Source organism: Micromonospora sp. NPDC049047 (assembly GCF_040649135.1).
Lineage (GTDB): Bacteria > Actinomycetota > Actinomycetes > Mycobacteriales > Micromonosporaceae > Micromonospora.
The window spans coordinates 50,580-62,461 of record NZ_JBEZEY010000015.1 but is presented as its reverse complement, the minus strand read 5'-3'; the positions used below and the strand labels follow the sequence as shown (position 1 = coordinate 62,461).

10 protein-coding genes are annotated in these 11,882 nt (G+C 71.3%); 6 read left to right on the top strand and 4 right to left on the bottom strand.

Annotated elements, in window-relative coordinates:
* Positions 1-3: 3 nt before the first annotated feature.
* On the bottom strand, positions 4-1,179 hold the full coding sequence (gene moeZ / locus AB0B86_RS22525; protein ID WP_357419760.1) for an adenylyltransferase/sulfurtransferase MoeZ: 1,176 nt from the start codon (positions 1,177-1,179) through the stop codon (positions 4-6).
* A 235-nt stretch (positions 1,180-1,414) separates the two neighbouring features.
* Here moeZ and AB0B86_RS22520 point away from each other — a divergent pair, with 235 nt between their 5' ends.
* Genes AB0B86_RS22520 through AB0B86_RS22495 form a run of 6 tightly spaced genes read left to right on the top strand, consistent with a single transcriptional unit; the run spans position 1,415 to position 8,640 of the window.
* The gene (locus AB0B86_RS22520) at positions 1,415-3,169 is read left to right on the top strand and encodes a fatty acyl-AMP ligase (protein ID WP_357419759.1); all 1,755 of its coding nucleotides are present in this window, start codon (positions 1,415-1,417) and stop codon (positions 3,167-3,169) included.
* A 43-nt stretch (positions 3,170-3,212) separates the two neighbouring features.
* Entirely contained in the window at positions 3,213-3,479 is a 267-nt protein-coding gene (locus AB0B86_RS22515; RefSeq protein WP_357419758.1) for a MoaD/ThiS family protein, read from the top strand.
* Between the two features lie 5 nt (positions 3,480-3,484).
* Positions 3,485-4,309 (top strand): hypothetical protein, encoded by an 825-nt coding sequence (locus tag AB0B86_RS22510; RefSeq protein WP_357419757.1) that lies wholly within the window; start codon positions 3,485-3,487, stop codon positions 4,307-4,309.
* Positions 4,306-6,006, top strand: a complete 1,701-nt coding sequence (locus AB0B86_RS22505; RefSeq protein WP_357419756.1) for an acyl-CoA dehydrogenase — start codon at positions 4,306-4,308, stop codon at positions 6,004-6,006. The genes AB0B86_RS22510 and AB0B86_RS22505 overlap by 4 nt, the downstream gene beginning before the upstream one ends.
* Positions 6,007-6,016: 10 nt before the next feature.
* Positions 6,017-6,325: an acyl carrier protein gene (locus tag AB0B86_RS22500; RefSeq protein WP_357408276.1), complete on the top strand. Its 309-nt coding sequence runs from the start codon at positions 6,017-6,019 to the stop codon at positions 6,323-6,325.
* The gene (locus AB0B86_RS22495) at positions 6,322-8,640 is read left to right on the top strand and encodes an acyl-CoA dehydrogenase family protein (protein WP_357419755.1); all 2,319 of its coding nucleotides are present in this window, start codon (positions 6,322-6,324) and stop codon (positions 8,638-8,640) included. Before AB0B86_RS22500 ends, AB0B86_RS22495 begins: the two co-directional genes overlap by 4 nt.
* A gap of 66 nt (positions 8,641-8,706) precedes the next feature.
* Here AB0B86_RS22495 and AB0B86_RS22490 read toward each other — a convergent pair whose 3' ends face one another.
* Genes AB0B86_RS22490 through AB0B86_RS22480 form a run of 3 tightly spaced genes read right to left on the bottom strand, consistent with a single transcriptional unit; the run spans position 8,707 to position 11,862 of the window.
* A complete protein-coding gene (locus AB0B86_RS22490) occupies positions 8,707-10,278 on the bottom strand; it encodes a succinic semialdehyde dehydrogenase (protein ID WP_357419754.1) in 1,572 nt (523 codons plus the stop codon).
* Positions 10,271-10,897: a biotin/lipoyl-containing protein gene (locus AB0B86_RS22485; protein ID WP_357419753.1), complete on the bottom strand. Its 627-nt coding sequence runs from the start codon at positions 10,895-10,897 to the stop codon at positions 10,271-10,273. Before AB0B86_RS22485 ends, AB0B86_RS22490 begins: the two co-directional genes overlap by 8 nt.
* Entirely contained in the window at positions 10,894-11,862 is a 969-nt protein-coding gene (locus AB0B86_RS22480) for an alpha-ketoacid dehydrogenase subunit beta (protein WP_357419796.1), read from the bottom strand. The genes AB0B86_RS22485 and AB0B86_RS22480 overlap by 4 nt, the downstream gene beginning before the upstream one ends.
* Between the last annotated feature and the right edge of the window lie 20 nt (positions 11,863-11,882).

Genomic DNA, 11,882 nt, shown 5'->3' with positions numbered 1-11,882 from the left:
GGATCAATACACCGGGAGACTCGGCTCGACCTGCTTCGCCCAGGCGATGACGCCGCCCTGCAGGTGGGAGGCGTTGGTGAACCCCGCCCGCTTGAGGGCCGCGAGCACTTCGGCGGAGCGCGCCCCGGTCTTGCAGTGCAGCACGATCCGCTTGTCCTCGGGCAGTCGGGACAGCGCCTCGCCGGAGAGGATGAGGTCCTTCGGGATGAGCGTCGCGCCGGCGATGTGCACGATGTCCCACTCGGCCGGCTCCCGGACGTCGATGACTTCGATGTCCTCGCCGGCGTTCAGCAGGTCGTACAGTTCGCGGGGGGTGACGGTGGCTTCGGTCACCGCCTCGCGGGCCGCACCGGACACCACACCGCAGAATTCCTCGTAGTCGATGAGCTTGTCGATCGGCGGACGCGTCGTCGGGCGGCGAAGCGTCATCGTGGTGAACTCCATCCGCAGCGCATCGTAGATCATCAAACGGCCGAGCAGTGGCTCACCGACGCCGGTGATCAGTTTTACCGCCTCGGTCACCATGATGGATCCGACGGTGGCGCAGAGCATTCCCAGCACGCCGCCCTCGGCGCAGGAGGGAGCCAGGCCGGGCGGCGGCGCTTCCGGGTAGACGTCGCGGTAGGTGATGCCGCGACCATTCGGCGCGGCCTCCCAGAAAACCGAAACCTGACCTTCGAATCGGTAGACCGAGCCGTAGACATAGGGCTTTCCCGCCAATGCGGCGGCGTCATTGACCAGGTACCGGGTGGCGAAGTTGTCGGTGCCGTCCACGATCAGGTCGTACTGGCGGAAAAGATCGACCGCATTGTCCGAATCGAGCCGCAATTGGTGCAGTCGCACGCGAACGCCACTGTTGATCCTGCGTATCGATTCTTCGGCGCTCGTCGCCTTCGGCCGGCCGACATCCGACTCGCCGTGGATGATCTGGCGTTGCAGGTTGGAGCCCTCCACCGTGTCGAACTCGACGATCCCCAGCGTGCCGACCCCGGCGGCCGCGAGGTAGAGCAGAGCGGGCGAGCCCAGGCCGCCGGCACCGATCACCAGCACCTTGGCACTGGCCAGCCGGCGCTGCCCGGAAACACCCACTTCAGGAATGATCAAATGTCGACTGTACCGGGTCACGTCCTCTTTGGTGAGCTCCACATTGGGCATGACAAGTGGCGGCATCGAGTCCATCAAAATCCCCCGTTAGACCTGGCCGACGCTCCAGGTGAAGCACCTTGGGCGGGAGGCTAGCAGGCCACCCAAACACCGTCCACCAACATGTGCCGCACCTGATCGTCGGGGCTCCGCAATGGACTGGACTAAGTCACTGCCGCCGATGGTACGTTGTGGTCGCGGACTCCCGGCTCGCCGGCCGGGACGCCGCTTATCGCTGCTCGCAGACCACATCTGAATCACGGGGGGAAAATTGGCGGAGCTGCCACGCTGCCCGTCAGCGGGCTTCGCGCACGTTCTGCGCACCCGAGCCCGCGAGTCGGCAGCGTCCCTGGCCTTCCGATTCGTGCTCGACGACGGGCACGCCGAGGAGATCACCTACGGCGAGTTGGACCGCCGCGCCCGCGCGGTCGCGATCAACATCCTTGACGTCACCGACGGCCGGCCCGAGCGGGCCCTGCTGCTCTACCCGCCGGGGTTGGACTACCTCACCGCGCTGTTCGCCTGCTTCTACGCCGGCACGGTTGCCATACCGGCGTTCCCACCCGGCGCGACGCGCCAACCACGCACCATGTCACGGCTGATGGCCATCATCGAGGACGCGGGCGCCAGCCTCGTGCTGACCACCTCCCCCGCCGCGCCCATGATCACCGACTGGCTGGCCGACTCGTCAGTGCAGCCGGTGCCACGGGTCGTCTCGACCGACCTGGCCGACCCCGACGCGCACGATCTCGCGCCCAGGTCGTCCGGTGACACGCTCGCGGTCCTGCAGTACACCTCCGGGTCCACCTCGCTGCCCCGCGGCGTGATGTTGAACCACGACCACCTGATCTCGAACACCGCGGACATCACCCGCAGCTTCGGGCTGCACGCCGGGGCGTCGGCCGTCTTCTGGCTGCCGCCCTACCACGACATGGGCCTGATCGGTGGTCTACTGACCCCGGTGGCCAGCGGGATCCCGGCGACGTTCATGTCCCCGGTCACCTTCCTGCGTCGACCGCTGTCCTGGATGAGAGTGGTGTCCCGCTACCGCGCCACCCACACCGGCGGGCCGAACTTCGCCTACGACCTCTGTGTCAAGCGGGTGAAGGAGTCCGACCTGGTCGACCTCGACCTCTCCTCGGTCGAGCTGAGCTTCACCGGCGCGGAGCCGGTCCGGCCCGACACGATCGAACGATTCCTCAAGATCTTCGAGCCGTACGGGCTGCGACCTGAGGCGATCTATCCCTGCTACGGCCTGGCCGAGGCGACGTTGTTGGTGAGCGGCGGCACCCGCCTGGGCGGATGGCGTTCGGTCTCGGTCGCCCGCGAGGCTCTTGAGCTGGCCCGGGTGGCCCGGCCGGCGACGGCCGGAGAGCCCTCCCGACGGATCGTCGGCTGTGGCGCACCCGGGCCGGGCACCCGGATCGAGATCGTCGACCCCACCACCGGCGAGCCGGTCCCGGCTGGGCAGGTCGGTGAGATCTGGCTCGACTCACCGAGCGTCGCCGCCGGCTACTGGCGTCGGCCGAGCGAGACAGCCGAGACCTTCGGTGCGCTGACAGCCACCGGCGAGGGACCCTACCTGCGCACTGGCGACCTGGGCTTCGTCGCGGACGGCGAGCTGTTCGTGGCCGGACGCGCGAAGGATCTCATCGTCCTGAACGGCCGCAACTACCACCCCGTCGACATCGAGCAGATCTGCGAGACCGACGTGGCCGGGATCCGCCGCGACTGTGGTGCCGCCTTCGCCGTGGAGGACGACCACGGGGCCGTCGAGCGGTTGGTGGTGGTCTACGAGGTCGACCCCGGCATGACCGAGGACCAGCACCTGGGCATCATCGACGGCATTCGCCGCTGCGTCTCGCGCGAGTCGAGCGTGGCACCGTACGCCATCGTGCTCATCAAGGCGCGCACCATGCCGAAGACCTCCAGCGGCAAGGTCCAGCGCTGGCTCGCCCGCCGCCAGTACCTGTCCGGCGAGCTGGCGGAGGTGACCCGTTGGCAGAGGCTCGGCGCAGCGGCGTGAGTGGTCCACGATCGGCAGCCGTCACCCCGAAGGGACGCATCCAATGATCATCAAGGTTCGGGGCATCCTGCTCCGGTTCACCAACTACGAGAACGAGATCGAGGTCGAGGGCAAGACCGTGCGCGAGGGCCTGGACCAGCTTGCGGCGCGCTACCCCAACCTGCGCGACGTGCTGTCCGACCGCGACGGCGCGGTACGCGCCACGCACTTCATCGCGCTCAACGGGGAGCAGCTCTCCCTCGACGAGTTGGACCGGGAGGCCGTCGAGGACGACCGCGTCGACATCGTCACGGCCGTCTCGGGAGGCTAGCTCGTATGCCGCGCAGCTCAGCCTATGAGGTCGTGCTCGATGCCAGCTACTTCACACCACACCAGCTCCAGACCGTGGCGGTGGGTCGGCTGGGCTTCCAGGCCGGGACCCGTTGGCTGCGTGATCACGTGTGCAGCCACCGCACGCTTGTCTCGCAGCACCGCGTCGGGCTGGTGTTGTGGGCGTGGCAGCTCGTGTACGAGCAGCCGCTGCGCTTCGAGGACGCGGACGACGCACTCGTCGAGGTGTGCGCCCGGGTCCGTGGGCCGCGCTCGTCCCAACTCGAGGTCGAGATGACCCTCTCCGGCCCCGACGGGGTGGCGGTGCGTACCCGGGCCGCGTCGGTGCCGCTCCAGCTCAGCGGTGACCAGGCGCTGTCGGGCACACCCGCCCCACTTCCCGACCGGATCGTCGACCGGTTCGGGGCGGACGAGCGCGAGCGCTCCCCCTTCCGCAGCCGTGTTCCGGCACTGCGGGCGATGCTGGAGCGCGACGGTCAACGACTCGCCTCGGTGACGCTGCCGACCCGCGTGCACCGGCACCACTGCGAGGTCGCCGATCAGTGGTACTGGGCGGAGTCGTTGGGTTTCGCCGGCGCCGCCCGTGAGGAGCTGCTGTTGCGGCACGGCTCGCGGGCACCGCAGCTACGGCGGGCGCTCACCGAGGGGATTCGTCGCGTCGACGTCACCTGGCTGCGGGCCGGGCAGCTCTGGGACCAGTTCGACGTCCACACCACCGGCTACCAGCTGGGCGACGAGATCGCCTTCGTCAGCGAGCTGCGACTGGCCGACGACGGCCTGCCGTACGCGTACGTGGTGGAGCGGGTATGACCTCGTCGACCCAGGTGTCGTCGCTGGCCGGGTATGACGCCGCGGCCGAGTTGGAGCAGCGGCTCGGCTGCCCGTTCGACCCGGATGAGGGCATCTCACTGGCCGCCGGCGTCCGGGCCGACGAGCTGGAGACGGAGCCGACCGCCGCGTTCGAGGCGGTGTGGTCCGCCGGTTGCCACGAGTACCTGGTACCCGTCGACGAGGGCGGCCGGTTGGCCTCGTTCGAGTCTCTGCTGGGCGTGTTGCGCGCCATGTCCCGCCGTGACCTGGCGATCTCGGTGGGCCTCGGCTCGACCTTCCTGGCCGCGGTGCCGGTGTGGGTGTGGGGCCGGCCGCAGCAGCGCCGCCGGGTCGCCGAGCTGATCCTGGCCCGCGCCTTCGGGACGGCGGGGATCAGCGAGGAGGCCGCGGGCAGCGACCTGCTGGCGACCGCCACGACGGCGGCCCCGGTCTCCGACGGGTTCGTGCTCAACGGCCGCAAATGGCTTGTGGGTAACGGCCGGCGCTCATCGTTCGCCACCGTGCTGGCCGCCTCCGAGCCCTCCTTCGGCCTGTTCCTTGTGGATTTCGCCGCCCTCGGCGAGCAGGGGGTGCGTCGGCTGCCGAAGGTGCGCTCGGTCGGCCTGCGCGCTCACGACCTCAGCGGCTTCGAGTTCCAGGACTGTCAGCTCGACGCGAACGCGACACTGGGCAACCCGGGGCGCGGCATCGAGATGGTGTCCGGCATGTTGCAGTTCACCCGGACCATGGTCGGTGGCATGACCCTCGGTGCCGCCGACACCGCGCTGCGGATCGCCCTGCGACACGCCCGTGGCCGCATCCTGTACGGCCGGTCCGCGCTGGCCCTGCCCCCGGTGCGGGCGTTGCTCGCCACCGCCTTCGCCGACCTGCTGGCCGCCGAGGCCACCCAGCTGGCCGCCGCACGCGCCCTCGACGTGGCACCGCACCGCATGCCGCTGTGGTCGGCGGTGGCCAAGTACGTGGTGCCCGACTTCTGCGTCGACGCGGTCGATGCCTGCGGCGAGGTGCTCAGCGCCCGGGCGTACCTGCGGGAGAACGTGGCCGACGGCGCGTTCCAGAAGATCGCCCGGGACGCCGCCATCACGCCGGTGTTCGAGGGCACGAAACTGGTCCAGTTGGAGACCATCCGCGCCCAGCTCGCCAGCGGCGCCCGGCGACGAGGGCCGGCCGAGCTCCCGTTGGACCTGCTCTTCGGGTTCGGCGAGCCGGTTACCGCCTGGGCTCCACGGGCGGTTCGGCCCCCGATCGTCTACGGCCAGGCCGACGAGGTGGTGGATCTGCTGGACGTCGCGGTCGAGCGGCTCGCCGACGACGAGCTCGCCGCACTCGGCCGGAAACTGATCGCGGTTCGCGACGAGACCCGCGCGGCCCTCGGCCGGCACGCGGCGCACCGCACCCACAGCGGTTACGACCACGCCCGCCGGCACGCGTTGGTCCACGCCGCGGCCTGCTGTCTGCACCTGTGGCACGAACGTCGCCTGGTGCTCGGCGGTGTGGCGGCCGACCCGGCGTGGCTCGCCGTCGCGTTGCGGCGGATCGCCCAGCGGCTCGGCCTGCCTGTCGAACCCGACCGCGACGCCGAGGACCGACTGGTCACACGACTGCAGGAGCTGGACGACGACGATCGGGCGTTCTCCCTGGTGCCGCTGCGGCTCGCAGCGCAGTACCGCAGGTAGGCCCCGCCGGATGAAGGAGGACCTCATCGACACCCTGGACACTCCGAGCGACGCGGAGTCGACCCTCCGGTGGTTACGGTCGCTGCTCGCCGACCTGCTCGGCGTGCCGGTCGACGAGGTTGCCACCGATCAGCCGCTGAGCGAGCTGGGGATCGACTCGCTCACCGCCGCGCAGTTCTCCTACGAGATCGAGGAGAGCACCGGCGCGACCGCGCCGCTGGACCGCTTCCTCGGCGACCACACGCTCGCCGATGTCGCGGCTGAGCTGGCCGCGTTGACCAAGGCGCGGACCGACGAGGAGGGGGTGAACGTCCCGTGACGAGCCGCCTGCGGGCCGCGGACATCATGGACCGCCCGGCCGGGGGTGCCTACCGACTGACAATCGACGCCGAGGCGGAGGCGCTGCGCCGCGAGGCGGTCTCCCGCTTCGAGGGGTTCCTGCTGGACCGGGCGAACCCCGGGGCGCGCTTTCGCAACCGCGCCTGCCAGCCCCTGGATCGTCGCCTGTTCGAGGAGGCCAGCGAGATAGGCCTGCTGCGGTTCGGCCTGCCGAAGGAGATCGGTGGCGCTGGACGGGACAAGTTCGAGTGGGGCGTGGTGATCACGGAGCTGGCCCGCATCTCCCGGGACCCGGGCTTCCCGGTGCTGCTCGACATCACCGTCGAGAACACCGAGATGATCCTGTCGAGCGGCCGCCAGGAGCTGATCGACAGCTACGTGCCGGACCTCGTGGCCGGGCGCCGCTTCGCGGTGCAGGGTGCCTACGAGAGCCGCGACCCGTACGACTACCAGACCACTGCACGGTTCGAGGACGGGCACTGGGTGCTCAACGGCGCGAAGCGGTTCATCGCCGGTGCCGTGTTCGCGGACCTCTTCATCTGCTACGTACGCGACGAGGCGTCGAACGACATGCTCGCGTTCGCCGTCGAGCGCGACGATCCCGGCGTCACACCGGTGCGCCTGGAGACGATGGGCATGCGCACCATGGGCATGGGCCAGCTCGTGCTGCACGACGTCCGGCTGCCCGAGTGGCGGCTCGTCTGGCGCTCCGACGCGCTCAGCGAGCTCAACACCTACGCCCGCAACCGGCGCACGATGAGCGGCTGTGGTGTCCTCGGCGCGATCGAGGGGATCGTCGAAGCCTGCGTCGAGTCGCTTTCGGCCCGACGACGCGGTGGGCGCCGGGTGCTCGACTATCCCAACGTCGAGCGGTCGATCGGCGAGATGCGCATGCTGCTGGAGTCCGCGAGGTCCACCCTCTACCGGGCTCTCGACGGGACCAGGGCTGACCAGCGCGACCCGTACTTCGACGCGTTGGCAACGACCGCCAAGCATCAGGTCTCGGAGGCCGCGATCCGGGTGGGCCAGCTGGTGATGACCCTTCAGGGCGGCGAGAGCTACATCAGCGCCTTCCCCTGGGAGCAGTACATGCGCGACATCCTGGGGCTGATCGGTGGCCAGGGCTCGCAGGAGATGTTGCTCATCCAGCTCGGGCAGCGGTCGATCGTCGGGCTGGAAGGCCGCCGGCTCAAGCAGGACGTGGCCGAGCGCACCGTGACCCGGCTCGCCGACTCCTGGTGGGCGGTGTCCGCGCTGGCGGCCAGGGAGGGCGCGGGGGCGCAGCGTCCCGAGGTGTCCGCGGCCATCGACGACGTGCTGCTCGCGGCCGGCCTGGTGGGCTCGCCGGAGGGGACGGACGACCGGCTCGCGGAGCTGACCAGGCAGGCGACGGCCTTCCAGGCGTGCGCGACGGCGGTACGGACGGGCCTGTTGGCGGCGCTGCTACGGTCGCCCACCGTCGCGGCGGCGGCCGACCAGGCCGGCCTGGCCACGCAGAGCGCGCGTGAGCTGCTGAGCGCGCTTGGCGAAACCCAGCTGGTGCAGCCGCTGCCCGAGGACAGCTACGTCGTCAACCCCGGTCTGGAACGGCTGCTCGTGGGCGGTCCCCGGACGGCAGCCTTCGCGGCCCGCCTGCGGCGCGCGGTCGACGGCGGCACCGGCCTGCGCGCGGGGAGCGTGGGCGGACCCGACGTACGCGACGCCGGCCGCGGCGACGACGCGCCGCTGCTGGCCGACGTGTTCGCCAACGAACTGCTCGGCCGGTTGGAGGGCCTGGAGGACCTGCTCGACCGGCCGGAGCTGCGGATCGGCTGCGCGGCCGGAGACGGCGGGCGGTCGATGGACGCGCTGGCTCGGGAGTTCCCGATCGCTCCGGTGCTGGCCATCGAGCCCGATGGCGTTCCGGTCGACGAGGCCGGGCAGACCCGGCACCCGCTGGGCCGGGCTCCGGAGGTACGGGTCGGCGACCTCGACTCCTTCGCACCCGACGACCGGCTGTGCCTGGCCTGGGTCCCGGCCGTCGGATGTTCGCACACGCACCTCGAACGGCGCGTCGAGGCCGCGGCCCGCGCGCTGGTGCCGGGGGGTTGGCTGGTGGTGGTCCTGCCGTTGCCGCCGAAGCGCAAACTCGGCGCGGCGGTCCTTGGCCTGGAGTTGGCGTTGGCGGGTGCCCAGCCGGTCGCCCGGGGCATTGTCGAGGATCTGTTGCGCGGGACGGGGCTGGGCCACATCAGGTGGCTCTGGCAGGATGCGAACCTCGGCGTCCAGCTCGTCGCGTCCCGCCGGGAGCGGTAGCCGGGCCGGGGCGCTCGGGGCGGGCCGGGCACGGACCGGCCGGCCCCGCCGTGCCCCCTGCTGTGGTCACCGCACGCGGGTCGCCTTCAACGTCCGGAACACCGCCGTCAGCAGCCGCGCGTGGTGCTCGGCGGTGAGTCGGGCCGGCCGGTCGAACGTCATGACGTGCTGGCTGGCGACCGTCTGGGGGCGGGTGAAGGCGAGCAGGCCGTCTCGCCCGTGGCGGACACCGACTCCGGAGCCCTTGATCCCGCCCGCTGGCGCGTCGTGCGAGCCGTACGCCGCGGCGTAGCCCTCGTTGATGTTGACCAGACCGGTGCGCAGTTCCCCGGCGAGCCGCCGGGCACTGCGGACGTCGCGGCTCCAGATGCTCGTCGTGAGCCCGTAGTCGGTGTCGTTTACCAGGTCGATCGCCTCCTGCTCGGTGCGGAAGGACCGCACCGACAGCACCGGGCCGAAGGTCTCCTCCCGGTGGAGTTTCATGCCGCTCACCACCCCGGTCAGCACCGTCGGCTCGTAGAACAGCGGCCCCAGATCCGGTCTGGCCCGGCCACCGGTCAGGACCGTCGCGCCCCGCGACCGGGCGTCCTCGACATGGTCGATCACGCGGGCCAGTTGTCGTGGTGTGGTCAGCGAGCCCATGTCCACGTCGAAGTCGAACCCGGCGCCGACGCGCAGCTGCCGCACCTGCGACACCAGTTCCGGCAGGAAGCGGTCCATGAGTGGTGCGGCCACGAGGACCCGCTCGGTGGCCATGCACAGCTGCCCGGCGGACGTGAAGGCCGCCCGCAGCAGGCCCCGGACCGCGGCGGGGACATCCGCGTCGGGCAGCACCACCATGGCGTTCTTCCCGCCGAGTTCGAGGGTGCAGGGCACCGGCTGGTCGGCGGCGATCCGCCCCACCGCCCGTCCGGCGGTCGTCGATCCGGTGAAGCACACCGAGTCGGCGTGGGCGATCAGTGCCTCACCCATCTCGGCCGGGTCGCCGGGCAGCACCTGCCACACGTCGGCCGGCAGCCCGGCCTGGACCAGGACCCGCCACGCCCATCGGGTGCTGAGCGTCGTCTGGGTGTCCGGCTTGTGGACCACCGCGTTGCCGGCCAGCAACGCCGGCACCACGTCGGCGAGGCCCAGGGCCAGCGGGTAGTTCCAGGGGGTGATGACCGCTACGGTGCCCCGGGGCAGTCGCACCTCCCGGGCGCGGGTGAAGAACGGGATCGCGCCTAAGCGCCGCCGGGGTGCGAGGAACCGACCGGCGCGGCGGGCGTAATACAGGGTGATGGCGGCGGCGTCGAGCAGCTCCTCGAAGGCGTGCGCGCGGGCCTTTCCGGTCTCCACCTGGATCAGGTCCAGGATCTCCCGTTGCCGCCGGAACAACGCGTCGTGCAGGGCGATGAACGGGCGGGCTCGGGTGCGGTGGTCCAGTCGTGCCCATGTCTGCTGAGCCGTACGCGCGGCGGCGAAGGCGGACCGGACGTCGCCCTCGTCGGCCAACCCGATCTCCGCAACCGGTTCACCGGTGAACGGGGCCGACACGACGTGCCGGGTACCGAGACGGGGACCGTCGGCGGCGAGCCGGCCCAACTCGTCGACGGTTGCCGCCACCCGGGCGGTGCACCAGGTCGTCGTGTCAGTCATCGTCGTCGCCGGGTTCGAGCTGCGCGGTCCCGTCCGCGGCGTGCGCCCGCAGGACGTCATCGCGGGTGACGAGCCCACCCGGTCCGGTGCCGGCTACGCGGTGCAGCTCCACCCCGAGTTCCCGGGCCATCCGGCGGACCGCCGGAGCGGCCGCCGCCCGCGCCGTCGGCGGCGGCACCGGCGGGCCGGCCGCACCGGTCCCCCGCTCCCGCCCGGCCGCACGCCGGGTGAGCATCGACGCGTGCGGGTCCGGTCCGGCACCCACGAGCACGCCGCCGGTCGTCGCCTGCCCCGCCGCGGGCGGTGCCACCGGCCGGTCCGGCTCGGTCGGACCGTCCATATCGGACTCCTCCGACACCAGCACGGTGACCAGTGGCGCGCCGACCGGGATCACCGCACCGGCTGCGGCGTGCAGCTCGACGATCACCCCCCGGTACGGGCAGGGCAGCTCGACGACTGTCTTCTCCGTCTCGACCTCGACCACCGCCTGGTCGACGTCGACCCGGTCGCCCACCGCGAGACGCCACGCGATGATCTCGCCAGCGACCAGTCCCTCCCCCAGATCGGGCAGGTGGAAGGTGCGCCGAACCCCGCCGGTCGTCCCGGCCCGGCCGGTCACTGGTCCCGCCAGAGCGACGACACGGCGTCCAGCACCCGATCGACCGACGGCAGGTGGAACCGTTCCAGTCGGGGCGGCGGATACGGAATGTCGAACCCGGTCACCCGCCGCACCGGCGCTTCCAGGTGGTGGAAGCATTCCTCGCAGATGCGGGCGACCACCTCCGCGCCGAACCCCGCGAAGCCGGACGCCTCGTGCACGACTATCGCGCGGCCGGTCCGTCGTACCGACTCGTGGACGGTCTGCTCGTCGAACGGCACGAGCGACCTCAGGTCGATGACCTCCAGGTCGTACCCTTCGGCCGTGCCGAGTTCCGCCGCCGCCAGCGCGATCGGGACCGTCGGGCCGTACGCCACGAGCGTCGCGTGGGTGCCGGCGCGGCGGATCAACGCCCGGCCCACCGGCGCCACCTCGGCCGGCAGTGCCCGATCCGCCACGCTCCAGTACAACCGCTTGGGCTCGAAGAACACCACCGGGTCGGCGCCACGGACAGCCGCGCGCAGCATGCCGTACGCGTCCTCGACGGTCCCCGGCGTGAGCACGTGCAGACCGGGCGTGTGCGCGGCGTACGCCTCGGAGGAGTCGCTGTGGTGCTCCACGCCGCCGACACCTCCGCCGTACGGCACCCGGACCACCACCGGCAGCGACACCGCTCCCCGGGTCCGGTTGCGCATCTTCGCCAGGTGACTGGCCAGTTGCTCGAACGCCGGATAGGCGAAGGCGTCGAACTGCATCTCCACCACCGGACGTAGTCCGTAGAGGGCCATGCCGATGGCCATGCCCAGGATCGCCGACTCGGCGACCGGGGTGTCGAAGCACCGCTGGTCGCCGAAGCGGGCGGCCAGACCGTCGGTCACCCGGAAGACACCGCCGAGCCTGCCGACGTCCTCTCCGAAGACCACCACGCGTTCGTCGTGGGACATCTCGTCGTGCAGCGCCCGGTTCAACGCCTTCGCCAACGTCATGCCTGGGGCGATGCCGATGG